At 45.1% G+C, this 26,236-nt stretch carries 23 protein-coding genes, 1 tRNA gene and 1 pseudogene; 15 read left to right on the top strand and 10 right to left on the bottom strand.

From position 1 onward, the window contains the following. Window positions 1-56 precede the first annotated feature (56 nt). The 5 genes from HGH91_RS28785 to HGH91_RS28765 are packed head-to-tail and all read left to right on the top strand — an operon-like array spanning window position 57 to window position 7,164. On the top strand, window positions 57-4,067 hold the full coding sequence (locus tag HGH91_RS28785) for a response regulator (protein WP_168742705.1): 4,011 nt from the start codon (window positions 57-59) through the stop codon (window positions 4,065-4,067). A gap of 6 nt (window positions 4,068-4,073) precedes the next feature. After that, window positions 4,074-4,448 carry a response regulator gene (locus HGH91_RS28780; protein ID WP_168742704.1) on the top strand — a complete coding sequence of 125 codons (375 nt, stop codon included), beginning with the start codon at window positions 4,074-4,076 and terminating at the stop codon, window positions 4,446-4,448. Window positions 4,449-4,451: 3 nt separating this feature from the next. Further along, complete coding sequence (locus tag HGH91_RS28775; RefSeq protein ID WP_317166862.1) at window positions 4,452-5,279, top strand: protein-glutamate O-methyltransferase CheR; 828 nt, start codon at window positions 4,452-4,454, stop codon at window positions 5,277-5,279. Window positions 5,280-5,297: 18 nt separating this feature from the next. Further along, on the top strand, window positions 5,298-5,870 hold the full coding sequence (locus HGH91_RS28770; protein WP_168742703.1) for a chemotaxis protein CheB: 573 nt from the start codon (window positions 5,298-5,300) through the stop codon (window positions 5,868-5,870). 22 nt (window positions 5,871-5,892) lie between these two features. Next, entirely contained in the window at window positions 5,893-7,164 is a 1,272-nt protein-coding gene (locus HGH91_RS28765; protein WP_168742702.1) for a response regulator, read from the top strand. 39 nt (window positions 7,165-7,203) lie between these two features. Here the strand turns inward: HGH91_RS28765 and HGH91_RS28760 are convergent. From HGH91_RS28760 to HGH91_RS28735, 6 genes are all read right to left on the bottom strand, one after another. After that, window positions 7,204-7,276, bottom strand: a tRNA-Ala gene (locus tag HGH91_RS28760). Between the two features lie 61 nt (window positions 7,277-7,337). After that, entirely contained in the window at window positions 7,338-7,757 is a 420-nt protein-coding gene (locus HGH91_RS28755; protein WP_168742701.1) for a two-component system response regulator, read from the bottom strand. After that, window positions 7,741-8,838, bottom strand: a complete 1,098-nt coding sequence (locus HGH91_RS28750; protein WP_168742700.1) for a sensor histidine kinase — start codon at window positions 8,836-8,838, stop codon at window positions 7,741-7,743. The genes HGH91_RS28755 and HGH91_RS28750 overlap by 17 nt, the downstream gene beginning before the upstream one ends. A gap of 15 nt (window positions 8,839-8,853) precedes the next feature. Then, window positions 8,854-11,007 carry a 7TM diverse intracellular signaling domain-containing protein gene (locus HGH91_RS28745; RefSeq protein ID WP_168742699.1) on the bottom strand — a complete coding sequence of 718 codons (2,154 nt, stop codon included), beginning with the start codon at window positions 11,005-11,007 and terminating at the stop codon, window positions 8,854-8,856. 56 nt (window positions 11,008-11,063) lie between these two features. Next, window positions 11,064-11,714 (bottom strand): hypothetical protein, encoded by a 651-nt coding sequence (locus tag HGH91_RS28740; protein ID WP_246121026.1) that lies wholly within the window; start codon window positions 11,712-11,714, stop codon window positions 11,064-11,066. A gap of 86 nt (window positions 11,715-11,800) precedes the next feature. Then, entirely contained in the window at window positions 11,801-12,895 is a 1,095-nt protein-coding gene (locus HGH91_RS28735) for a ThiF family adenylyltransferase (RefSeq protein WP_168742698.1), read from the bottom strand. A gap of 454 nt (window positions 12,896-13,349) precedes the next feature. On the opposite strand from HGH91_RS28735, the gene HGH91_RS28730 reads away from it, so the two are divergent. Then, window positions 13,350-14,078: a superoxide dismutase gene (locus HGH91_RS28730; RefSeq protein ID WP_168742697.1), complete on the top strand. Its 729-nt coding sequence runs from the start codon at window positions 13,350-13,352 to the stop codon at window positions 14,076-14,078. Window positions 14,079-14,148: 70 nt separating this feature from the next. Here HGH91_RS28730 and HGH91_RS28725 read toward each other — a convergent pair whose 3' ends face one another. From HGH91_RS28725 to HGH91_RS28715, 3 genes are all read right to left on the bottom strand, one after another. After that, window positions 14,149-15,768, bottom strand: coding sequence for an ArnT family glycosyltransferase (locus HGH91_RS28725; protein ID WP_168742696.1), 1,620 nt, complete (start codon window positions 15,766-15,768; stop codon window positions 14,149-14,151). A gap of 85 nt (window positions 15,769-15,853) precedes the next feature. Then, window positions 15,854-16,528 (bottom strand): phosphatase PAP2 family protein, encoded by a 675-nt coding sequence (locus HGH91_RS28720; protein WP_145660389.1) that lies wholly within the window; start codon window positions 16,526-16,528, stop codon window positions 15,854-15,856. Between the two features lie 34 nt (window positions 16,529-16,562). Continuing rightward, a complete protein-coding gene (locus HGH91_RS28715; RefSeq protein WP_168742695.1) occupies window positions 16,563-18,002 on the bottom strand; it encodes an LptF/LptG family permease in 1,440 nt (479 codons plus the stop codon). A gap of 133 nt (window positions 18,003-18,135) precedes the next feature. Between HGH91_RS28715 and HGH91_RS28710 the strand changes: the two genes are divergently transcribed. Then, window positions 18,136-18,753 (top strand): hypothetical protein, encoded by a 618-nt coding sequence (locus HGH91_RS28710; protein WP_168742694.1) that lies wholly within the window; start codon window positions 18,136-18,138, stop codon window positions 18,751-18,753. Here HGH91_RS28710 and HGH91_RS28705 read toward each other — a convergent pair. Then, the gene (locus tag HGH91_RS28705) at window positions 18,750-19,130 is read right to left on the bottom strand and encodes an START-like domain-containing protein (protein ID WP_145660380.1); all 381 of its coding nucleotides are present in this window, start codon (window positions 19,128-19,130) and stop codon (window positions 18,750-18,752) included. The genes HGH91_RS28710 and HGH91_RS28705 overlap by 4 nt on opposite strands. A gap of 363 nt (window positions 19,131-19,493) precedes the next feature. Between HGH91_RS28705 and HGH91_RS28700 the strand changes: the two genes are divergently transcribed. The 8 genes and pseudogenes from HGH91_RS28700 (at window position 19,494) to gatA (ending at window position 26,234) form a co-directional block, all read left to right on the top strand. After that, window positions 19,494-20,360, top strand: coding sequence for an RNA polymerase sigma factor RpoD/SigA (locus HGH91_RS28700; protein ID WP_089758842.1), 867 nt, complete (start codon window positions 19,494-19,496; stop codon window positions 20,358-20,360). 228 nt (window positions 20,361-20,588) lie between these two features. After that, a complete protein-coding gene (gene ffh, locus HGH91_RS28695) occupies window positions 20,589-21,914 on the top strand; it encodes a signal recognition particle protein (RefSeq protein WP_168742693.1) in 1,326 nt (441 codons plus the stop codon). Window positions 21,915-22,022: 108 nt separating this feature from the next. Further along, window positions 22,023-22,274, top strand: a pseudogene (gene rpsP, locus HGH91_RS31350) (30S ribosomal protein S16); the annotation flags it as partial. A 339-nt stretch (window positions 22,275-22,613) separates the two neighbouring features. Then, window positions 22,614-23,135 (top strand): ribosome maturation factor RimM, encoded by a 522-nt coding sequence (rimM, locus tag HGH91_RS28685; protein WP_168742692.1) that lies wholly within the window; start codon window positions 22,614-22,616, stop codon window positions 23,133-23,135. Between the two features lie 13 nt (window positions 23,136-23,148). Beyond that, on the top strand, window positions 23,149-23,820 hold the full coding sequence (trmD, locus tag HGH91_RS28680) for a tRNA (guanosine(37)-N1)-methyltransferase TrmD (RefSeq protein ID WP_145660367.1): 672 nt from the start codon (window positions 23,149-23,151) through the stop codon (window positions 23,818-23,820). A gap of 119 nt (window positions 23,821-23,939) precedes the next feature. Further along, window positions 23,940-24,287 (top strand): 50S ribosomal protein L19, encoded by a 348-nt coding sequence (gene rplS, locus HGH91_RS28675; protein WP_079473603.1) that lies wholly within the window; start codon window positions 23,940-23,942, stop codon window positions 24,285-24,287. Between the two features lie 160 nt (window positions 24,288-24,447). After that, window positions 24,448-24,729, top strand: coding sequence for a twin-arginine translocase TatA/TatE family subunit (locus HGH91_RS28670; protein WP_145660364.1), 282 nt, complete (start codon window positions 24,448-24,450; stop codon window positions 24,727-24,729). Window positions 24,730-24,788: 59 nt separating this feature from the next. Further along, on the top strand, window positions 24,789-26,234 hold the full coding sequence (gene gatA / locus HGH91_RS28665; protein WP_168742691.1) for an Asp-tRNA(Asn)/Glu-tRNA(Gln) amidotransferase subunit GatA: 1,446 nt from the start codon (window positions 24,789-24,791) through the stop codon (window positions 26,232-26,234). The last annotated feature ends 2 nt before the right edge of the window (window positions 26,235-26,236 follow it).

Below are 26,236 nucleotides of genomic sequence, written 5' to 3'. Positions count from 1 at the left end.
CCCGGCAAGGGCGGCCGTATTAAACCAGGACCCATTAATTAAACAAGCTCAGGCAGATGAAGAAATTTTTCATGCAACTTCCACTACCGAGGAAGCTGATGTTAATAGCTGTTATACCACTGATATGCCTCATCTATTTCGGAGTAGAGGTATTCAACAAGCAAAGCGCAGATATTGATACGATCGACAACCTGGTACAAAAGGTAAACACCGCTGCGGTGATCATGAAAGTAGCTGATGAAATACACCTGGAGCGGAGAAGCAGCGTGAACTATGTATTACAAACCGGCAGCCTGAATGATTTGCTGACCCAACGCGCCAAAACCGACCTGGCCATTGAAGCCGTGAAAAGCAGGTTGCTGGCCACTGACAGCCATTTCTTCCAGTACTCCTTACTGAATACCTTAGCTCGCAAACGCCAGGAAATTGACCATAAAAATATGCCCCAGCGGGAAGTACTCGATTACTATTCGAATCTCATTTTCCGGCTGGACGATCTCGCCAATATCAATACCCCCGATATCCCGGTACTGAAAGGGCTGCAGCGCGATATGAATGCACAATCTCTCCTGGCCGGTATGGCTGCCTACCAGGGCATGTTGCGCATGGATATCTACTATTTTATGCTGAAGAAGGAAGTCTGGCCAGACGACTTTGCCCGCATCGAAAACAATAACGACATGTACAATGCCCTGCGTACAGAGTTGATGGAGCGGGCTTCGCCGGCTGTTGCCAAAAGCTTCCTGCAAATGGAACAATCAAATGAGTCGACCATCACCAACGATTTTATCCGGAATACTGTCACCACCCGCAGCATCGATACCCTTTTCAATGCCGATTCCTGGTGGGATAATTCCTCACAGGCCGTAGACCAGCTGAAGCAGCTGCAGCACAGCATCATGGATAAGGTGAGCAAGGACGCAAAGGCTATTTCAAAAAAGGAAAACGACCTGAAAACCCGTTACCTCGTAGCCCTCGTACTCATTGTAGTACTGGTGATCGCGTTTGTAAGCGTTACGATCAAAGGCATCACCGACAGCCTGGATTTGCTGCGTGTGGCGGCAGGAAATATTGCCCGCGGTATTCCCGGCTCGGCCCCGGAAATAACTACCAAAGATGCGGTGGGCAGCCTCGCCCGGTCTTTTGAAGTAATCGATCAAACCAACCAGGTATTGGCCGATGCCGCCGATCAGATTGGAAAAGGAAATTTTAATATTGACCTACAACCCCGCAGTAAAGACGATTTGCTGGGACATGCCATTGTACAAATGGCGGCCGATCTGAAAGTATTCCGCAGCAAAGGCGAACAAACTATCTGGATACAATCGGGTCTTAATCAAATCAGTGAAACCCTCCTGGGAGAAAAGGACCTGTCCGCACTCAGCAACGATGCACTCACTGATATAATACAATATACCGGTGCGCAAACAGGCGTATTGTATATCCGCCGGGCAGGAGAACTGCATTTTTCTGCCGGGTATGCGTTATCGCCGGAATACCCTGCACCACCCGTTATTGAAGTAGGTAAAACGTTGCTCGGGCAACAGGTATTGCGGAAAGAACCCCTGTACCTGCAGGATGCTCCCGATAGCTTCCTGTATATTGCTACCGGTACCGGCGCCGCCACCCCAGGACATGTACTCATTATTCCATTGATGCATGCAGGCATTACAGAAGGGGTAATGGAAATAGGTTCCCTGTATCCTTTTAACAACGGTGTGATCGATTTTGTGAAACAAGCGGCTACTAACATCGCCGTTGCCATACAAAGCACCCGCAGTCGTACCCGTCTGCAGGAGCTGCTGGAAGAAACCCAGGCACAGGCCGAAGAACTGCAAACCCAGCATAGTGAACTGGAAAGTATGAATGTGGAGTTGGAAGCACAAACGCAAAAGCTACAAGTATCCGAAGAAGAGTTAAAAGTACAGCAGGAAGAACTGATGCAATCCAATGCAGAGCTGGAAGAAAGAAGCCGCTTGCTGGAAGAGAAGAACCAGATCATCGTAGAACGCAACCTGGATATACATAAAAAAGCAGAAGAGCTGTCGCTCAGCACCCGCTACAAGTCAGAGTTCCTGGCTAATATGTCGCACGAGCTGCGTACACCGCTGAACTCTATCTTATTGTTGTCAAGGCTCCTGTCGGAAAATCATGATCATAACCTCAACGGCGACCAGGTGGAGTATGCACAAGTCATTAACAGCTCTGGTAAAGGGTTGCTGACACTGATCGATGAAATACTGGATTTGTCGAAGATAGAATCCGGTAAGATGGAACTCGAATTGGGAGAAATAGCTGTTGCCAGTGTTTGTTCCAATATGCAGGCAATGTTTGGACCTATTGCCAAAGAAAAAGGGCTGCAGCTGTTATTGGAAACTGCTGTACATACACCGGCTTATATAGAAACAGACCAGGTAAGGCTGGAGCAGGTGCTAAAGAACCTGTTATCCAATGCGCTGAAATTTACGGCAAAGGGTACGGTAACATTGGCTGCGAGCCCGGGCGAAATGCCGGATACTATTTGTTTTGCGGTGAGGGATACTGGTATCGGTATCCCGGAAGACAAGCAGCAGGTTATTTTTGAGGCATTCCAGCAGGCAGATGGTTCTACCCGGCGGAAGTACGGTGGAACAGGTCTGGGACTCTCTATCAGCCGGGAGTTGGCGAAATTATTAGGAGGCCAGCTGAGCGTAACCAGTAAGAGCATGGAGGGCAGCGAATTTGTGATAACGATTCCTGTAACGCCTAAGGCAGCGGATTCCGGCGGTTCTCATGAGGTGCCCGCTCCGGCAAGGGAAGCAGAAGCGCCCGCTGCCAGCAAATCGCGTTTCTTGTCGCCAGTGATACCGGAAGGCGTTTTTGATGACCGCGGGCTGATAGAAAAAAATGATGCGGTGATACTGATTGTAGAAGACGATACGCACTTTGCCAAGGCACTGTTGGATTTCACGCATGCCAGGGGATATAAAGGCATTGTAAGTGTAAGGGGAGATGAAGCCGCAGAGCTGGCGCGTATCTACAAGCCTATTGGCATTTTGCTGGATATCCAGCTGCCTGTTAAAGACGGCTGGCAGGTAATGGAAGAATTAAAAAATGATCCACGCACAAGACCTATCCCGGTGCATATTATGTCTTCCATGGAAGTCAAAAAGGAAAGCCTGATGAAAGGCGCGGTCGACTTTATCAGCAAGCCGGTAGACCCGGAGAGCATACAGTCGATCTTTGAAAAGATGGAATTTGTTTTACAACGTTCTGCCAAAAAAGTACTGATCCTGGAAGAAAATGCCAAGCATGCCAAGGCACTGGCTTACTTCCTGAGCAGTTACCAGGTAAATTCTGAAATCAGTAATAACGTGGGGGATGGCGTTACTTTACTGCAGCAGAAAGATGTAGACTGTGTGATCCTGGACATGGGCATCCCGGATGAAAAAGCTTATGAAGCACTGGAAATGGTGAAGGAAATAAAAGGGCTGGAACATTTGCCCATCATCATTTTTACCGGTAAAAGCCTGTCAAAATCAGAGGAACAACGTATCCGGCAATATGCAGATTCCATCGTGGTAAAAACAGCGCATTCTTACCAGCGTATGCTGGATGAAGTATCGTTGTTCCTCCACCTGGTATCTGAAAATGCGCCGGTGCCAGCCGGTGGCAATGGAAAAATGGGCACGCTGAATGAAGTATTGAAAGATAAAACCGTGTTAATAGCAGATGATGATGTACGCAACATCTTTTCTTTAACCAAGGCGCTGGAAACGCACCAGATGAGAGTATTGTCGGCCATCGATGGCAAGGAGGCATTAGAGCAGCTGAAAGATCATCCGGTAGATATTGTGCTGATGGATATGATGATGCCCGAAATGGATGGATACGACGCCATTGCGGCCATCCGTAAACAACCTGGGTTGCGGAACCTGCCGATTATTGCTGTTACGGCCAAAGCTATGATGGGCGACCGTGAAAAGTGCCTGCAGGCAGGAGCTTCCGACTATATTTCCAAGCCGGTAGATGTAGACCAATTATTGTCACTATTACGGGTATGGCTATACGATAAAGCGATGAAATAAATTGTTATGGGCAAGAAGCAAGTATTGATCGTAGATGATGATACGCGGAATATTTTTGCATTGAAGGCGGTGTTGAAATCCAGGTCTATTCCCTGTTTATCTGCTGGCAGTTGTGCAGAAGCCTTGCATCTGCTCACGGGAGACCACGATATCGGGCTGGTGCTGATGGATATTATGATGCCGGAAGTAGACGGATATGAAACAATGGCGGCTATACGTGCGCTCCCCGGAAATCAGCAGTTGCCGGTGATTGCGGTAACCGCCAATGCCATGGTGGGCGACCGCGAAAAGTGCCTGGAAGCGGGCGCGGATGATTATATTTCAAAACCTATTGATGTAGACAAGTTACTATTACAACTACAACAATATTTATCTGAATAAGAAGTGAGCAAGAACCTGATAAGCGAGCAGGAAGTAAATGTATTACTCAACGATGTGTGGGAGCGGTATGGTTATGACTTTACGGAATATGCGCCTGCTTCGATTAACCGGCGCGTGAATCACCTGTTCCAGGTGGACCGTTTCCCCAGTTTCGCGGAATACCGCTACCGTATTATCTCTGATCCGGGGTATGCCATGCGTTTTGTGGAAGAAATTACGGTGAGTGTAACGGAGATGTTCCGTGATCCTTCTTTTTACCAGGCTTTGCGCACACACGTTTTGCCAGTATTGGCCACTTACCCGTCTATCCGGATATGGCATGCAGGATGTTCTACGGGGGAAGAGGTATATTCCGTTGCCATTTTGCTAAAGGAAGCAGGGTTACTGCAAAAATCTGTTATCTATGCCACCGATATCAATGTGAGCGTGTTGGAGAAAGGTAGGAAAGGGATGTTCCGCCTGTCCCAGATGCAGCAATATTCCCGTAATTATATGGAAGCAGGGGGACGAGAAGATTTTTCATCCTACTATACCGCCAATTACGAGTATGCCAAGTTCAGGGGAGATCTGGGGGAGAAGATTATTTTCTCGCCGCATAACCTGGTAACAGATGGTTCTTTCAATGAATTCCAGTTGATCATTTGCAGGAATGTATTGATCTACTTTAATAAAAAGCTACAGGACAGGGTTCTTACTTTATTCAGTGATAGCCTGGAACAGCTGGGCTTCCTGGCCTTAGGGAGTAAAGAAACGCTGAGTTTTACCAGTGTAACCCGTAAGTTCAGACAGTTAGATAACAGGGAGAAGATCTGGCGGAAAATGCAGTTGTAATATTAAAAAAATGACTTTATGACTACGGCTCCGTATTTAATAGTAATAGGTGGCTCTGCCGGCGGGCTACAGCCTGTGTTGCACTTGTTGCCTGGATTGAACGCTTCGATCAATGCGGCGATTATCATTGTTCTACACCGGCCCAGTCATTACGAATCGCTATTGACCGACCTGCTGTTGACCAGGACTGTATTGCTGGTGAAAGAGGCGCCGGAGAAAGAACCATTGTTACCGGGTGTCGTTTACATTGCCCCGGCGGACTATCATTTACTGATAGAAAAGGACCATACTTTATCCCTGGATGCCTCGGAGAAGGTAAATTTCAGCCGGCCCAGTATTGATGTCACATTTTCTTCCGCCGCATTGGCCTACCGCAATAACATGGCTGCCATCCTGCTATCAGGGGCTAACAATGATGGAATTGAGGGATTGATGGACGTGCATGAAGCGGGAGGCACAACGGCGGTACAGGACCCTGCCACGGCGGAAGTAGACTATATGCCACGTCATGCAATGGAGCAGGCGCCTGTAGATATTGTATTACAGCCATCCGAGATGGCGGCGTTTATAAATGAGATGGGTGGGATATGATTTTATGTAAAATGAATGCGGTATGATTTTAATAGTAGATGATAAGCCGGAGAATATTTTATCGATCCGGAAAACGTTGGAACAGTACCAGTTTGAGGTCGATACCGCCTTATCGGGCGAGGAAGCGCTCCGGAAAATATTGAAGCAAAACTATACGCTCATTATTCTCGATGTGCAGATGCCCAGTATGGATGGATTTGAAGTAGCGGAAGCCCTGTCGGGCCATAGTAAAGCCAAAGATATTCCCATCATATTTTTATCAGCGGTTAATAAGGATAAAAGATTTATCGTAAAGGGATACGACTCCGGTGGAATAGATTATATCACCAAACCGGTGGATCCGGATATCCTGTTGATGAAAGTAAAAACGTTTTCCCGGCTTTACCAGCAGTCGCAGGAATTGAAGCAAATGCATCAGTCGCTAAAGGAGGAAGTGGAAGTGCGTAAGCTGGCACAGGAAGCGCTGATTGCGCATCAGCAGCAGGTAAACGACATGCTGGAGCAAAAGGTAAGAGAACGGACCGAAGAGCTGAGGGAAATTAATAAATCGCTGGAGGCCAGCAACCACGATCTGCAGCAGTTTGCCTCCGTGGCTTCACATGATTTGAAAGAGCCATTGCGTAAAATTCAGCTGTTTGGAGCTATTCTGAGGGATAAGTTTTTACAGATGAATCCCAGCGCCCTGTCGTATATGGAGCGGATTGTAAGCTCCTCTGAACGTATGGCAAGGCTTATCAACGACTTGTTGAACTATTCCCGCCTTTCGGGAGAGAGCATATACGAGCTCACGGAGTTTAATGTCATTATCGATGAAATTTTAAGTGACCTGGAGTTAATGATACTGGAGCGGGGCGCGGTGATTGCTGTAGAAAAAATGCCCCAGATTGAAGCGGTGCCGGGGCAGGTGAGGCAGGTTTTCCAGAATATCATGAGCAATGCTTTGAAATTTTCCCGGAAAGATATCGCTCCCCGGGTGGAAATTACTGCTGAAACGGTAACAGACCTGAATCCCAACAGTGCTGCCTTTTCCGGAGGGCAGTACTGCCGTATTATAATCCGGGACAACGGTATTGGCTTTAATGAAAAATATCTCTCTAAAATATTTACCATATTTCAGCGGTTACATACGGCGGAAGTATATGAGGGAACAGGGATTGGGCTGGCCATTGCCAAAAAAGTAATCGATAAGCATGGAGGCATTATTACTGCCAGGAGCCGGGAAGGAGAAGGTGCTACCTTTATTATTGTGTTGCCGCTCCGGCAGGGAAAGCATCCGCTAACGGATAATATATAAAACAGAAAACCCGCGCATTGCGCGGGTTTCTAAATCAGGTGGAGGATATCGGACTCGAACCGATCACCTCAAACATGCCATGCTTGCGCTCTACCAGATGAGCTAATCCCCCTCATTTCAATTTCCCCTTTCGGGAGTGCAAAAATATATCTTTTCCTGAAAACACCAACATTTTATATAAAATCTTTAAAAATTCCTTCCACAGCTTCTTTCAAATCCTTTAACAGCAAGGGTTTGCGAAGTAATTTAACTACCATCGGGTTGGCGTTGGTGCGGGTAATATCGCCATAATCAAGGGAAGAAGACACCATAATGATATGGCATTGGGATTTGATCTTTTGTGGGTAGGCATCAAATGCCTGCAAAAATTCAAAGCCATCCATTTCCGGCATCTGTATGTCCAGGAGTATAACGGTAGGAGGGATTTTAGGTAAGGCAATATTGGAAGACAGGAATTCCAATGCTTTGTTGGCATTGACAAATGATAGTACCGTTCTGCTGATTTGTTGAATCCCGATCAACTTTTCATGCAGTAACAAATCAATCTCATTGTCGTCAATTAATATGACACGCAGGTCAGGTATCGAATTCATTTCTGTTGGGGATGGTAATTTCAAATTGGGTGCCTTCGCCATATTTTGACTCTACATTAATGGTGCCGCCGATTTTACTCAGTGCCTCTTTCACAATGTATAAGCCAATACCACTGCCCGGTTTATTGTTGTTTTTGGATCGGAAGAACATCTTGAAGATATTATTCAAATGCTCGCTCAAAATACCAATACCATTGTCACGAATGCAAATAGTAGCCTTGTGCGGTTCTACTTTTACGGCCAGGTTTACCATAGGGTTGGCTTCCTCCGGCTTTTGGTACTTAACAGCGTTTGATATGAGATTGTTCAAAATAACACTGATCCTGAACGTATCTCCCCGGAAATCTACTGCCTGGTCTACCTGGGTTTGAAAAAGTATCTGGGTATTCTGCGGTTTAAATGCAGTGATGCAATCAGACAGCAAACTGCTGAAGTCAATTTTTTCGTATTCTACCTCCAGCCGCGAATTCCGGTAGTATTCAATAATCTTTTGAATAAAATCATCCAGCTTCAGTACACAGCTCTCGACCATATTTATATAGCCATTGGGGTCGACCACTGAATTATCCAGCCGGGAGAGATTAATAATTCCCAGTACAGACATCAGAGGGGAACGCAGGTCATGAGAGGTAGAGTAAATAAACCGGTTTAACTCATCGTTGGTTTTTTCCAGCTCTTCAATTTTCTCCCTGAGTTGTTTACGTGTCCGGTATATTTCGTAAGCGTTATTGATGGTTCTATGCAGTTCATGCTCATCCCACGGCTTCTTGATATAGGAGTAGATGTGCCCTTTGTTGATGGCATCTATAATATCTTCTACGTCGGTATAACCCGTGAGCAGGATACGCACGGGGTCGGGGAGGACTTCTTTAATTTCGTTGAAAAATTCCACCCCGGTGGTAACAGGCATTTTCTGGTCTGCGATAATAATATGCACCATGATCTCTTTCAGCAGCAGTTTTCCTTCCTGTGCCGAAGAAGCCGTATAAATTTCATAACTTCTGCGAAAGCCTGCTTTGAATGCATTCAGGTTATGAATTTCATCATCGATGTATAATATTCTAATACGGTTTTCTTTCATTGAAAGACCTTATGGTTACGATAAATGATTTGTTATATCGAGCGGTAAATATATAATAAATTCCGCTCCTTCTCCCGGGGCAGAATTCACTATAATCTTTCCCTTATGCTTTTCTATAATGCTGAATACAATGGATAAGCCGAGGCCGGTACCTTCTCCCACGTCCTTGGTCGTAAAGAAGGGGTCGAATATTTTTTCGCGTACACTTTCCGACATACCAATACCACTGTCTTTGATGGTAATGATCACAAACTCACGCTCAAGGGCCGTTTTGATGGTAATAGATTCGTTGTGATATTCTTTCTTGGATTTAATAGCATTCAATGCATTCGAGAAAATGTTCATGAATACCTGGTTGATCTTGCCTGCATAACATTCAATCTTGGGCAGGTTGCCATATTCTTTTACAATACTCACATAAGACGGGATGGCATTGCGAAGCAGTACCAGCGTAGAATCCAGTCCCTCGTGGATATCGATAGATTTTACATCGCTTTCATCGAGGCGGCTGAAGGTGCGTAATCCCTTTACGATTTCAGCAGTCCGGGTGGCGCCATCTTCGATACCCTTTATCAGGGAAGTAATTTCTTCGTGTATATAATCGATATCGATTTCCTTCTTAAACGATTCTATCTCTGCCAATACCTTAGGAATATCGGAAGTACTATCATTCAATGAGCCATATCGTTCCAGCAACTCCTTCAGGTCAGCGATATCCAATTTCAGTGGTTTGATATTGGAGGTCACGAAATTGATTGGGTTATTGATTTCGTGCGCAATACCGGCGGTGAGCTGACCCAGCGATGCCATTTTTTCCTTTTCTACCAGTTGGGTCTGAGCATCTTTCAGGTTGGTTAACGCGGTATTCAGCTCCAGGTTGGTTGCTTGGAGGTCTTCCGTCCGATCTCTTACCTTGGTTTCCAGGATGATATTTTGTTCTCTTACCAATCGCTCGTTTTCCTGTGAAATGGCCAGTGCCATTTGTTGAGACGCTTCTTTTTCTGCCTTGAAAACGTTGATCTTATGTGCCAGCGCGAAAGACAGCAACAGTACTTCCAGGGCGGATCCTATCTGCAGGGCATAGTAAGTAAAGTTATTGTAAGGAAGTACGTTAAAGTTACGCAGTACAAAAATCACTACACTGGCCAGGAATATGGACCATGCCAGCAGGAAGAACCTGGCTGCCGGAACACCCCTGGAACTGATACGAAGCGCTACCACAAAGGCCATCACCGATGCCAGGAATGCATCCAGCTGTACCAGGATTTGTGCATAGTCATACATCCCCAGGAAGGTGGGGATAAATACCACCATGTACATGACCAGGATGATATTAAGTATTTTGTTACCTATCGGGAAATTTTCTTTGGTAGATAAAAATTGCTGGATAAACGTAACCGCTGCCAGCCCGTTGAATACCGGTACCAGTGCTGTGGCGTGCATCGCCAGCCAGGAACTGTTGGGATACAGGAAGCGAAAGGAATATCCCTGCAGGGTAACTTGGGTAAGGGCTGTAAAGAAGATATAACTCACGTAAATCAGGTAGCTATTGTCCCGGGTAGATACATATATGAAGAGGTTATAGAAGATCATTGCCAAAGCAACGCCCACGTATATGCCAAATATCAGTTCCCGCTTGTTGTTTTTTTCAGCCACTGTATTGGTTGTACCCAGGTAAACGGGAAGCTGTAGCTGTTCTCCCGCCTTTACCTTCAGGTAATATTGCCGGGTTTCATTAACGGGTATGTTTATACGAAACTGGTAGTTCTGGTGATCATAGCCCCGGTCTTTATACCGGGTAAACTCTCCCAGCCGGGTGCTTTTCACCTGCTCATCGGGCAATATTTCGAAGAGCGTAATATCATCTATAATGGGATATTCCACTTCCAGCATCAGCTGGTTGGTATTGGATGCATTGTGGATTGAAAACCTGGCCCATTGGGTATAGGGCGTAATCTGCAGGTTGGGCACTTCCTGCCCCGAAGGTTTGAAAGCTTGTTGCCGGGCCTGTTCAATGGTAAGAGAATTGCCCTTATCCGTGTAAAGTTCAAGGTGCCTGCCTATCTGCAGCAGATCCTGTGAATTTTTAAATACAACAGGTTGTGCTGTTATATGTAACAGAAAAGATAAGGTAAATATAGACCACAAAATAACAAGCTTGGACAACATCAATGCTGAGATTAAATAAGGCTTGAATTTATGTTATTTTTTAATAATCATTTTAATCAGGGAGTTGAATGAACAGGAGAGGGGATTTTGAGGCTATAATTTACATCATAGCTCCCCTTGGGTCCTACTTCTATTTTAGTCTGCATGGGATTTTCCCGCAGGTCTGAAATGAGTAGCTTTTCTTTAGGATCAGCATGTGGCAGGCTGAATGGGTCGGTAATCACCATAGCGGTTGCCAGGAAGTCGTCTTTAGGATAGAAGAAAGTACCATTATTTCCCAACGATTCATCGATAATAAATCCTACCCGTTTACCTACCCGTGCCGTAATCGGAGCACACAAAACGTGGTAGGTATCGATTGGCAGCTGGGCACCAAGTACTACGCCTACCCTGGCCAGTACCTGGCTACCTATTCCCATTCCTGCTACTTCTTTGGAATTCCACATACCACAGATCTCTGCACTGCCTTTTTTTATGTAAGAATATATCCTTGGATCATATTTGCCGATAGCCGTTTCAATGGGAAGTGGTAACTTACCATCGGCTACCTGTACGCGCGCGCCTCCATATGTCTTGGTACGGGTTTCGTCCTCAACAATGATCACGATCGTGTTTTCGTGTTGCATCCAATCAGCACTGCCGGATGTTACCTGGGCTATACCAAAATAAATTTCCAGCAGCTTGAGATGCCCTGTATAAAACCTCATACAGGCCTCAGGATCATCCGGAGCCCTAAATACCCTTACATTAATCATGACATTGCGGAATAGCGCTTATACAAGGCGTAAGTACGTTAAACAATCAACTGCTCAAAATCTACATAATACCTGCCTGAATTTTTAAACTGATCCAGGGCTATACGACGACATGTGTCGGCCACCAGTGCGCCTCCCAATACCACAGATGAAGCCAGTTGAGGCCAGGTGGTAATGGTTTTTCCAATTTCTCCCAATGAAAATTTCATCCTGGCAGAAGCGTTGTCCAATGCCAGCATAGGACTGAAGATCGGCAGCTTTTCTGCGTCGGTCAGCCCCCGGAGCGTTGGAATGTCCACTTCAGGAATCAGGCCATGCATTAACGGCCTCTCCGGTTCCAGGTCAAAACGTTCAATATCTATCATCCCACGGTCATTCATTTCCATCACCACAGGGATTTTAAGCTCTTTTGCCTTTATTCTGCTCAATATCTTAATGTCAACGCCATCACACTCTTCTATAAAAATGTCGAGTACGCCGCCTGCGGTGAAGAAGTCGTCCATGTTAGCCTCTGTCATGCCATCTTCGTAGATCTTTACCTTTATGAACGGGTCCAGTTCTGCAATCTCCCGCGCCGCAATCACTACTTTGGGCACCTGGAGATTGTGTACGCCACAACGGATCCTGTTCATATTAGTCAGCTCCAGCCTGTCGAAATCTGCCAGTCGTAATTCTCCGCATAAACGTTCCATCACCAGGGTTAATGCGATCGATTGTCCTACCGATAAACCCACAATGCCTATTTTCTTTTTAGACAACACGGCAATTTCTGCCGCGGTGATTTTATGCTGGTTCCTGCTGGTACGTAACTCAATAAAATCTGCCTCGTTTACCAGGTGAACCACCTGGTTATTCCAGGGATAATATACCCAAACGCCAAATTTTTCTATCTCCACTCCATCCAGGTAAGCCTGTACTTTTTCATCATATTCAGCTGCTGTCAGGCGCTTAGTAGGATTCCTGATTTTCATCAGCTCCCTTAATTGTGAATAAATTTCGTCGTTGATGCGGATATACGGCCGGGATTTCAAAAGGGCCTCAAAGGTATGAAGGTCTTGTGCATTCTTCAAATCATAAAAAACAGGTTGGTAGTCTTTGCTTTCAACCTGTTGCCTGAGGTAGTCTTGTATCATATTTCCTGCTTTTGCAAAATGGTGCCTGACCTGATCGCACTATATGTTCCTGTATGATCGCTGTGACAAGCAAGGTCCTTTACTCTCGTAAATATGTTGCTTTTATATTATAAATTTATTATTATTATGTAGTCGGTTTGTTGGCTTTGGCGGGTTAATGAACAGGCGTTCTTAACTTACCTGCCAGGCCCGGGATAAATTGTCTGGCATTCAATAAATAACTACAATACAATCAATATTGTAATTATTATATGAATGTAAGGTAAAATAGTAATTTAATATGAAAACTTGATAAAAGTTTTTGATTATTTTGATATTAAATTACTGTTTTTATACTTTTACCTTAGTTCTAATATTTCTTTTCGTCTCTTCCCACCACAGAGATATTGGTTTAATATTTGAGGCCTTTTGGCACCTAACTTCGCTTACAATAATTATATTTAAAAAAATAAATATGGATAAGAGAGAATTTCTCAAGCTTACCAGCCTCGCAGGTGCCGCTATTTTAAGCAGACCATTAAGCAGCCTGGCTACTTCTTCTGTATCCGGACAGCCGGCATTAGCCGATCCTAAAGCCCCTTTTGTTCTGCCCGCACTGCCTTACGGCTACGATGCCCTGGAACCTTCCATCGATAAAATGACCATGGAAATCCACCACGACAAGCATCACGGGGCTTACGTAAAAAATCTGAACGAAGCTGTAAAAGGTTCTGCCTTTGAAGCCCTGACACTGGAACAAATACTCAACAAAGTGACCGACGCCGACAAAGCGGTACGCAACAACGGCGGTGGCCACTACAACCACTCCCTGTTCTGGACACTCCTGTCGCCCCAGAAACAAACGCCTTCCGATAAACTGAAAGCCGCTATCAACAAGGAATTTGGTACCTGGGAAGCGTTCCAGACCAAATTCAATGACGCTGCTAAAACCGTTTTCGGCTCCGGCTGGGCATGGCTGATAGTTACACCAGAAAAGAAACTGGTGATAACCAACACACCCAACCAGGACAATCCCCTGATGCACAATATTGTAAAAATAAAAGGTACTCCTATCCTCGGCCTCGACGTTTGGGAACATGCCTATTATCTGAAATACCACAACGTGCGTCCGGATTATATCAACGCATTCTGGAACGTGGTTAACTGGAGTGAAGTGGAGAAACGTTATAACGCTGCCGTATAAACGCTTATCTTATAAATGCAACAGCCCTCACATTGGGAGGGCTGTTGCATTTATATTGAAATAGCTGTTATTATTTACGCTTCAGGAACACAAACCCGTTTTTCTCCCCAATCACCTCCAGGTTGGGATGATGCCGGTAAGGCTCACTATCTGTAACACGACAAATAAAATAAGCAGGCTTATCAATCTGCCCATTCAGCAGCCAATTTTCATTGTAATAGTTTTTATTGCTATGTGGTTGCTCCCGGGTATAATAATGCTGGGCATAACTGTGATACCCCAACGCTTTTACATATACATCCTTGCCCTGTAAGGAAATAAAATAATCAATCGCTGCCCGCTGGGAATAAGCCTCTATTTTGGGAACAAAATGCAATACCGATACCTGGATAACGATAATAGAGCTGATAAAGAGGCAGAGCAACCCATTAGTTACCTTACGGCGCATCAGTAAACTCCCGCTGATGACCACCAGGATAATATAACTGATGCCATACGCCATTTCTGCGGGCGACCAGGAAACTGCAGCCTGGAGGTTCCCCGCCGCAAATTTATCTACATAAGGTATCAACAGATCTTTGTATATGCCTACCAGTGGTAATAGGGCAATAGCCAATCCCAGTACAATTCCCACAAATAACAACAGTGCGATATTCCAGCCGCGTAGCTGCAGTTTACCTTCAGCAAGTTTGTATACCTGCCAGGCGGCCAGGAATGACAGCGGGAAGTAACACAGGGAAGAATAATGGACAATCTTTGTTTTAACAATAGAAAACAGGATCAACGCTACCCAGAACATTACCCACATCCATACTTTGAAATCCTTTATTTCAGTGGCAGCTGAGGTAGTATATATTGTTTTTTTTCTTTTCCGGAGATAGGTGAACAGGAAGGTACTGGCCGGGAAGCACCCAATCAGCAGCACGACCCAATGATAAAAGAAAGGGCCTCCGTGTCCGGCATCTTCTGTAGTCAATAACCGGATCTGGTAGGCTACAAACTCATTCACAAACCACCACCCATGTGCAATAATTTCGTAGCCAAACCACAGCAGGGTGGTGATGCTGGCAAACAAGGCAATTAAACCCAGGTGAGCAAAACGGATACTGATTTTTCCTTTGTTCCAGATCCAGTATACCAGCAGGGTTAATAGAGCTACCAATATGGCCACGGGGCCTTTGGTGAGCACTGCCAGGCCCAGGAAAAGTCCGCTGAAAATAGCCATACGGGCCGGCTTATGGTGATAGCCTATCCTGTAGGCAAAGTAAATAGCCAGGAAAATAAAAAAGTTGAAAGTAGGATCGATGATGCCCGACTTAAAGTAGAAGTGGGGGAGCCAGGAGCCGGCATACACCAATGCCCACCAGAAACCCAGCCGGTCGTCTGCGAGCTTTTTACCAATGGTAAACAGGGTTACCAATGTGGCAATACCCATGATGGCATTGGGAAAGCGGGCTGCGAAGTCGTTTACACCAAACAGCATCATGCTGCCGGCCTGCATCCATATAAATAAAGGTGGTTTTTCCCAAAAGGGGCGGAAGTCGATTTGTACCTGGCTGAAGTGATGGCTGACAATCATTTCCCTGGCTGCCTCCGCAAAGTTGATTTCGTCCCAGTCAAACAAATGTACAGCACCCAGAAAGGGGATGAATAATAAAGCAGCCACTATAGCAATCAGCAGGTATTTCATGACAGATTTTAAAAAAAAAGCTGGACTACACATACCCCTTGGGGGGTATGCGTAATCCTTTTGACAGTTAATATTTAAATATTGTTTAAGTAGTTGTATTCGCCTGTAATAGCGCTTCCGCGCAAACTTCCGGGGAGGAGGTGGTATGTCTGAATTTAAAGAATCCGTATACAATCACTGTACTTAACGTACCTACTATGCTACCTGCATAAACGTCGGCAAAAAAGTGCTGTGCCAGGTAAATGCGGGAATAAGCAGCACAGATCCCCATTATAAAGAACAGTAATCCGGTCTTTTTATTGTTCCAGATCAGGGCAAGAAAACTAAACATGCCAAAAGCGGCAGCAGAATGGCCGGAAGGAAAGCTGCAACTGCTGTGTACACTTACCCATCTTACGGTGTGTACCAGGGTGGCGGTTTCATCACCAAAGTAGCTGATAGGTCTTGGTGCATTAAAATAATGTTTGGCTACCTGTACGATCAGGGTTACCAACAAAAGCACGGCCAATCCAATAAAGAATAGCCTGAAGCGTTGGGTCACCAGCATCAGGAATAATACAATTCCAAACATAATACCATCGCCCAGGTAAGTAAGACCGGTTACCAGCACGTCGGCCCACTCGGAGTGTTCTCCGTTAATACCCAGGAACAATTCCCGCTGGCTATAAGTTGCCAGCATCACACCTCCTACAATCAACCATAGTAGGAAGGGCAGAAAGAAGTAAATATTCTTCCTGAACAGTGTAATCAGCGTTTTCAATTCTGTAGGTTTTAAACTTGTAGGTTGTCTTTTATTAAATCGTTTTCAGAACGTTCTTCTTCTTAAATTTCCCCAGAAATTTTTTCATATTCTGAATAACGCGAAAATAGTATTCTTTATTAAAAAGCTGTGAATCATTCATGGCTTTAACAATTAGAAAACCTGCAATAGGCAGCAGCACCAGGTTGGATAGCCACATGCCCGACCAGGTATACATCACGCCGCTCCTGGCCATCTTTTCCCCGATCATGAAGAACACGTTGAAGATCACAAAGAAGATCACGGCAAACACCAGGGGGGTACCTAGTCCGCCTTTCCGGATAATAGAACCCAGCGGAGCGCCGATCAGGAACATTACGACGCACGCGGCAGCCAGGGTAAACTTACGCTGCCACTCTACCTTGTGCATGAGTATCAGGTTGTGTTTGTCTTCATATTCCAGGGTAGGCTGATCCAGCGAACTCTGTGTTTCCCGTACGGTTTGTTCCGCGCGTTCGAGCACATTACGTACACTCTTTTGAGGTATGATGGCTGCAAACTCTTTTTCTTTCAAAGGGGGCGCACTGGCTGCCCAGGCGCTGTCTTTCCATTTGAAGAAAGGATAACGTACGGTTACATACGAATTTACGGTTTTACTGAATTGTTTCTCTGCTTTCTGCATAGAATCTATTGCCATATCCAGTTGCCGCACATTCAGCATTTGCTGGTTAGAGGCAAAAAGGTCCATGTTTAGCCGGTTGAATGCAAAAGAACTGAGGTCAAATGCCTTGGTATATCTTTTAAAACCTTGCCTGATCATGTCGCCGGGAACAGTATAGCCCCGGTTGCCCCTCTCTTCGTATCTCCAGCCATTTTCCAGGATAAAATAGAGAAAGCGTTTGTTGGCGGTGAGTACCATCTGTCCTTTGTCGGCCAGGATCATGGCATTATTGTTCTGGTGATCGATGATCATCACCTGGTGAATGGTCTGGTTATCTTTATCTTTCTGGGCTACTTTGATCGTATAATCCGGGATATCTTTAAAGAAAACGCCCGATTTAATATTAAATGCCGGTTTGGCGTAGGTGATATCGTATAGCAGGGACTTGGCCTGAAGGTTGGCGACGGGGATCACATAATTGGCGAATAAAAACGCCAGGACAGCGATAACGCTGCATACGGCGAGCAGGGGACGGATAAAGCGCAACAGTGAAATACCAGACGATTTCAGGGCCACCAGCTCAAAGCTTTCTCCAAGATTTCCAAAAGTCATAATGGAAGACAGCAGTACTGCTAATGGAAGGGCCAGGGTAACCAGCGTAGCACTGGTATAGGCAATTAGTTGTATAATCACCATAGTATCCAGGCCTTTGCCAACCAGGTCGTCAACATATTTCCACAGGAACTGCATTACCAGTACGAATAGGGTGACGAAAAAAGTGGCAATAAAAGGACCCAGAAAAGTTCTTATAATGAGTTTGTCGAGTTTTTTCACTGATAATGCAATATTAAAAAAAATGGAATCCTGATATTTGTATGAATGGTTACCAGGATGCTACTAAACAGTAAAGTTAGCACGATTTCCTAAAGGAGTGGTCAGGAGGACCTGAAAATACCGTTAAAATTATATGGAAAATTCAGATTTAACGCCCGAAGAAGCGGCTATTGTCAGCAGTACGCATTTTATTCGCTTGAAAAACAGTGCAATAGAGAAGGTGATGGGACTAATGGGGGGTGTACAGGAAGCGCTGGCGGCGTATGACCGGGAAACGGATTTTCCGTTTGCGCCCGAATGGTTGTTACAGGGAGGGAAGATATCGAAAGGGGAGCAATACAAAGGTCTGCCCTGGGTGATGCTGGATTATCCAAGGTATTTCAATAAAGAAGAGATATTTGCCTTCCGGACCATGTTCTGGTGGGGACATTACTTTAGTGCTACCCTGCACCTGGGGGGCAAAGTAAAAGCACGTTTCCATACCGTACTGGAAGAAGGATATGCAGCGCTGGCACAAGCTGGTTTCCAGGTATACCTGCCGGAGGATCCCTGGGAGCATGATTTCGAAAATGGAAATTACCGTTTCATAGATACGTATAGTTTAGATGAGTGGAAGACGATGGTTAGCCACAATCATTTCATTAAGTTGGCTAAACCTTTCGTGATCGGTCATTGGGGCGAAATAATAACTGAGGTGGTAGAGGCATACGCTACGCTACTCAATATTCTCAACGGGAAGAGGGGAGCTTAGCTGCCGATGCGGTGAAAGAGATCTTTCACCTGGTATTCCCATAACTGACTTTGGTCCTTCACCTCTTTCTTCTCTGCGAAATCTTTTACTACCAGGATAGTCTCATTCGTTACTTCAGAAATTTGTATACGGAACTCAAAATATTCATCTTTGGGAGCATGCGTCCAGTGCAGCCGGATGAACTCATCTTCTTCCTGTTCGATTACTTCGGCTTCTTCCGCGGTGCCATTCCATGAAAAGGAAAAGACATTGTCCCTGAAGTCAACCCTATCTGCGAACCACTCCTGTAAGCCAGCGGGTGTAGATAAGAATTCATACAGGATACCGGGGGAGCATCTAACCGGAAATTCTAATTCATAAAGCACTTTCTTGGACATCTCTCAAATAATTAGTAAATCAATATCATCCAGTTGCAATTATAGAAAATATTTTACTCTGTCAAAATAATTTACGGTTTTTTTTTATAGTGTACACAAAAACTTTACACACCTTAATAAAACTATACATATATCTATTTTTATAAATATTAAAATCCCGTATATAATTGGCTTTATGCTTCCGCCTTTATAGTGGCGAATTTCCGCGAGAATTGCAAGCACTTAATGATCAATCGATTTTATTTGGAAATGATTTAAGAACAAGAGATTTTTTTTGGTGGCTTTCTAAAAAAAGTTATTTTTGTCAGGCATTCATCAAATCTTAACTTTTTATTAACCTGTAACTGTTCCGACTTTATGTCAATGCGCCAACTTAAAATCACTAAATCCATTACCAACAGGGAATCTCAGTCCCTGGAGAAGTACTTGCAGGAGATTGGGAAAGTGGATTTAATTACGCCGGAAGAAGAGGTAAACCTGGCTATCCGGATCAAGCAGGGCGATCAGAGAGCATTGGAGAAGCTTACTAAAGCCAACCTTCGCTTTGTGGTATCCGTTGCGAAACAGTACCAGAACCAGGGCCTGTCGCTCAGTGACCTGATCAACGAGGGGAATCTCGGGTTAATTAAAGCTGCTCAACGTTTTGATGAAACGCGCGGTTTTAAATTCATTTCCTACGCCGTATGGTGGATTCGTCAATCTATTCTCCAGGCGCTGGCAGAGCAATCCAGGATTGTTCGCCTGCCACTCAATAAAGTGGGTCTGAGCAATAAGATCAGCAAGGCGTATTCCCAGCTGGAACAGGAATATGAAAGAGAACCATCTCCTGATGAACTGGCCACCATCCTGGAAATTAATACGGATGAAGTAGAAGCTACCCTCGGTGTGGCTGCCCGTCACGTATCCATGGATGCACCATTTATCGATGGGGAAGACAATTCCCTGCTGGATGTACTGGAAAATCCGAACGCAGTAAGCGCAGATGAGGAACTGGACCACCACGACTCGCTCCGCCGCGAAATTGAGCGTTCCCTCTCCACGTTAACCGATCGTCAGAAAGACGTGATCATGCTGTACTTCGGTATCGCCGTAGAACATCCCATGTCACTCGAAGATATTGGCGAAAAGTTTGGACTGACCCGCGAACGTGTTCGCCAGATTAAGGATAAAGCTATTACCAAGTTAAGAACCACGTCCAGAAGCAAGTTGCTCCGCAACTACCTGGGATAGGCAGCTCTTCTGCCACGAAAAAGACGCTATTTAGTTGATTGTATAAGATTTTAGCCAGCGAAGATGATGACGGTAGTCCGTCATTGTCTTCGCTGTTTTATTTGCACGCAAAGACGGAGAGAAGCAAAGGAGCAAAGGAAATCCTCTCTGCTTCTTTGCTTCTCTCCGTCTTTGCGTGCAAATAACCCAAAAAAAATATACTTTTGCAATCCGTTTAAAATACCAACAATGTTTGAATCATTATCAGAGAGACTCGATTCCGCGTTTAAACAGCTTAAAGGAGAAGGCCGGATTTCCGAAATAAATATCGCTTCTACCGTTAAAGAGATCCGTCGTGCATTGGTGGATGCGGATGTAAACTATAAAATTGCCAAGGAATTTACTGATAAAGTAAAGGATACAGCTTTGGGAGAGAAGGTATTGACTTCCATTTCTCCCGGACAGTTGATGGTTAAGATTGTGAAGGACGAACTGGTAACCCTGATGGGTGGTACCGAAGCCGACTTCGATATCAAAAGCAATCCTTCCGTCGTGCTGATAGCAGGTTTACAGGGTTCCGGTAAGACTACCTTCTCCGGGAAACTGGCCAGTTATCTCAAAACCAAGAAAAATAAAAAGGCCCTGCTGGTAGCAGCCGATATTTACCGCCCCGCGGCGATTGATCAGCTGAAGGTACTGGGAGAACAGATTGGGGTAGAGGTATATAGCGAACCGGAAAATAAAAACGCGGTGCAGATTGCTGAAAACGCTATCAAGCACGCAAAGGCCAATAACTTCAACATTATCATCATAGATACTGCCGGCCGTTTGGCGGTAGATGAACAGATGATGACCGAAGTAGCCGCTGTAAAGGCCGCTGTGAAGCCAAACGAAATCCTGTTTGTCGTGGATTCCATGACCGGTCAGGATGCCGTAAATACGGCCAAAGCCTTCAACGATCGCCTCGACTTTACCGGGGTGGTACTGACCAAGCTCGATGGTGATACCCGCGGTGGTGCGGCCCTTACGATCAAATACACGGTAGAAAAGCCTATCAAGTTTGTAAGTATGGGCGAAAAACTCGATACCCTCGATGTTTTCTACCCTGAGCGTATGGCGCAGCGTATCCTCGGCATGGGTGATATCACCACCCTCGTAGAACGCGCCCAGGCACAGTTCAACGAAGAACAGGCTAAAAAGCTGGAAAAGAAAATCCGCCAGAACCAGTTCGATTTCGACGATTTCAAGGAACAGTTACAGCAGATCAAGAAAATGGGTAACCTGAAAGACTTGATGGGCATGATTCCAGGCGTAGGTAAGGCAGTGAAGGACCTGGATATCAGCGACGACGCTTTTAAAGGCATTGAAGCCATGATCAACTCTATGACCAAGGCAGAGCGCGCTGATCCGGATATGATCGACGGAAGCCGTCGCAAACGTATTGCTAAAGGAGCCGGAAAAGACATCCAGGATGTCAATCAGTTCATGAAGCAGTTTGAACAGATGCGGCAGATGATGAAAATGATGAATAAATTTGGCGGTGGCGGCAAGGGTTTGAAGGGAATGATGCGCTAGAAGATCAGAATGACATAAATTTTTTTTGCAAATATCAACTAACTGATTACATTTGCATCCCTAATTAAACAATATTTCCTAACTCGCAAAAAATAACTCGACTTATTTATGCCAGTAAAAATCAGACTGCAGAGACATGGCGCGAAGAAGAGACCCTTCTATTTTATCGTAGTTGCCGATGCGCGCGCACCAAGAGATGGTAAATTCATCCAAAAAATCGGTACTTACAATCCTTTAACAGTTCCAGCTTCTATCAACATCGATACCGAAAAGGCATTGCGTTGGTTGCAGAAAGGTGCACAACCTACTGACACTGTTAGAAGAATCTTGTCTTTCAAAGGTGTATTGTATTTGAAACACCTGTTAAGAGGTGTTACATTGAACCTGTTCGACGAGCCTACTGCTTACCAAAAGTTTGCACAATGGCAGGCTGAACACGAACAAAAAGTTTCTGCCCGTCGCGACGGTCACAAAAAAGCTAGAATGGCAGCTCCAATCGTAAGAAAGGTAGAAGACACTCCGGCTCCAGCTACTGAAGCTCCGGCAGAAGGAGAAGGTACAGAAGCATAAAACGGCAACGTTTTAACAATACCTGAAAAAGGAAATATTTGCAATCGCAAATATTTCCTTTTTTAATTTTTGTTACGAGCCAGTTTCCACACCGGAAAGGCAGTAATACAAAGGCTAACAGCGGAAAACATGAGTAACTATTTTAGTATAGGTAAGCTGGCTTCGGCGCATGGCTTACAGGGCGACCTGGTTTTAAGGCATAGCCTGGGCAAAAGATCAGCGCTGAAGGGGGTTACCGTTATTTTCCTGGAAGAGCGGAAAAACAGCTTTATTCCCTATTTTATCCAGCAGGTATCAGTAAAAGACAGCGAAAGCGTGTATATCAAGCTGGAAGGCATAGATACGAAGGAAGCGGCACAAAAGCTCATGCCGGCACAGGTATACCTGCAAGAGGAAGATTTCAAGCAGCAAACGGCTTCCTCTGCTCCCCTGGCATTGCTGGGATACGAGGCAGAAGACGAGCAATACGGCCCCCTGGGTACGATTGAGGAAGTGATTGAAATGCCGATGCAGATACTGGTGAAGGTGTTTATAAAGGGAAAAGAAGCCCTGTTGCCGGTGAATGAACAGTCGCTGGTAAAAGTGGATAAGAAAAATCAAAAGGTATATCTGAATCTGCCCGATGGCCTGATTGAGTTGTATACCAGTTAAATACGCCGAAAGCATGCGAATAGATATAATCACCGTACTACCGGAATTACTGGAAAGTCCGCTGTCTCATTCCATTATGAAGAGAGCACAGGCCAAAGGTTTGCTGGAAGTGCATGTACATCCGCTCAGGCAGTACTCTACGCTCAAACATAGCCAGGTAGACGACTACCAGTTTGGCGGTGGTGCTGGTATGGTCATGATGCTGGAGCCTATTGTCAATGCTATCGAATCACTGCAGGCTAAGGTACAGTACGATGAAATCATTTACCTGACGCCCGACGGGGAAACATTGAACCAGAAGATGGCCAACCAGCTGTCGCTCAAAGGCAACTTGCTGATGCTTTGCGGGCACTATAAAGGCATCGATCAGCGTATCCGGGATCATTTTATCACCAAAGAAATTTCTATCGGCGATTACGTACTGAGTGGGGGAGAGCTGGGAGCAGCCGTACTGGTAGATGCCATCGGGCGTTTGCTGCCGGGTGTGCTCAACAATGAAACCAGTGCGCTGACCGACTCTTTCCAGGATAACCTGCTGGCGCCGCCGGTGTATACCCGCCCCGAGGAGTTCCGCGGATGGAAGGTGCCGGAGGTACTCATGAGCGGAGATCACAAAAAAATCGAGGAATGGCGACACCAGGAATCGGTAGAAAGAACAAAACAACGCAGGCCCGACCTGTTATAACATAATGATTTATAGGTCATATAGATCGCTTTGCCATTTGAGATGCATAATTTCTTGGTTTTTAATTTGGTAAATGCTATTTCTTGACTTACTTTTGCACTCCCATAAATATTTGAAAGATGAACGCAATTTCGTTTGTTCACGAACAACTGACAGCTAACAAACAGTACCCGAAGTTTAAAGCAGGCGACAACGTCACTGTCAATTATAAAATCGTGGAAGGTAATAAAGAAAGGATTCAGTCCTTTAAAGGTGATGTATTGAAGATCCAGGGTACAGGATCAACTATGTCTTTCACTGTTAGAAAAATTTCTGATGGCATTGGTGTGGAAAGACTGTTTCCGCTTTACTCTCCTCATATCGATGGTATCGTGTTGAACAAGGTGGGTAAGGTAAGAAGAGCTAAGCTTTACTACCTGCGCGAAAGAGCTGGTAAGAAAGCCCGTATCAAAGAAAAAAGGGTTTAGTATAAATACAGGGAAATTTGTTAAAAGCGGGACCGTTCCGGTGCCGCTTTTTTCGTGTGCTTAAAAAGGTATTAAAACTCTGTCAGGACTGTCTGGAGGGGTAAAAAAGCCGATTTTATGCGCTATCTTTGTTGACTGAACAATATAAATTTTTGAGACGATGACAGCTGTTTTTGTTAAATCATCATTTTTGATTCTCCAGGATATTGGTATGTCCGAGCTGCTTTTAATTGCAGTGGTAGTATTGCTGCTTTTCGGAGGCAAGAAAATCCCTGAATTAATGCGTGGCCTGGGTAAAGGTATCCGTGAATTTAATGACGCCAAAAACAATGTGCGCCAGGAGATAGAAGAAGGTATGAGAGAAAAGCCTGTTCAGCCTTCTGCACCGGCTACTACTGATGTTCCTACTAAGGAAGCTGTAGATCCGCATCACAACGCGTAATTGATTGCCAACACCCTGCGGGGTTTTACTGATTAGTTTCAATTTTAACTGGTTTAGCCTTGTCTGAATTCAGCTGTATAACTACTTTTCATAAAGCATTATACGCCGGCAGTACAAGCTGTATGGAGCAGGTTCGTTATTACCTGGACCGTATTGCACAGCTAAAACATTTAAATGCCTTCCTGGAAGTGTATGAGGAGGAAGCCCTGGAAAAGGCACAAATGCTGGATACCCGTTTAAAAAACGGAGAAAAGCTGGGTGCATTGGCAGGAGTGGTGATAGGTATTAAAGATGTTATCTGCTATAAAGGCCATAATGTAAGTGCCGCTTCCCATATACTGGAAGGGTTTACCTCTTTGTTTTCTGCTACAGCCATTGAGCGGTTGCTGGCGGAAGATGCTATTATCATTGGTAATCTCAACTGCGATGAATTCGCAATGGGGTCTACCAATGAAAATTCTGCTTTTGGGCCTACCCTCAATGCCCTGGATAATTCCCGTGTTCCGGGAGGATCTTCCGGTGGTTCGGCAGTAGCCGTACAGGCAGATTTATGCCAGGTAAGCCTGGGAAGTGATACGGGGGGATCTGTTCGCCAGCCGGCTGATTTTTGCGGTATTGTAGGGTTAAAACCCACTTATGGCCGCATTTCCCGGTATGGACTTATTGCCTACGCATCTTCATTTGATCAGATCGGTATTTTTGGCAAAGATATTGCTGATGTGGCCGCTGTTTTACAGGTGATCGCAGGACCAGATGAGTTTGATAGTACCGCTTCTCAACAAGCAGTACCCGATTATAAAGCTGCCCTGGAGGACAATAAAACGTTCAAATTTGCGTATTTAAGAGATGCCCAGTACCATGACGGACTGGACGCAGAGATGAAGGATGGCTATATTGATTTCTTTGAAAGTTTGCAATCATTAGGCCATACGGTATCAGGAAGAAGTTTTGAATATCTCGACTATGTAGTTCCGGCCTATTACGTGCTTACTACTGCTGAAGCATCGTCTAATTTATCCCGTTACGATGGGGTAAAATATGGGCATAGAACGGCCGAACAGCACCTGGATCTCATTGAATTTTACAAAAAAAGTAGATCAGAGGGGTTTGGAAAAGAGGTAAAACGTCGTATATTACTGGGGACTTTTGTGCTGAGTGCGGGATATTACGACGCATATTATACTAAGGCACAACAGGTTAGGCGTCTTGTTACAGAAAAACTCAACGAAATATTAGAAGAGTACGACGCCATTTTAATGCCAACGGTGCCGTCTACGGCATTTAAATTAGGGGAGAAGACAGATGACCCTATAGCCATGTACCTGGCCGATATTTATACGGTACTGGCAAATCTGGCAGGGGTTCCGGCAATATCCGTTCCTTTGAGCCGGCATTCGAATGGAATGCCATATGGTGTACAGATCATCACAAAGAAGTTTAGCGAAGCAAACTTGTTGCACATAGCCAATCAGATTATGGCTAAAGAACAGGTTACTGTTGTTTAAAA

Source organism: Chitinophaga eiseniae, from assembly GCF_012641265.1.
Lineage (GTDB): Bacteria > Bacteroidota > Bacteroidia > Chitinophagales > Chitinophagaceae > Chitinophaga > Chitinophaga eiseniae_A.
Note: the sequence above shows the minus strand (reverse complement) of the source record. Positions and strands in the feature narration are given on the sequence as shown.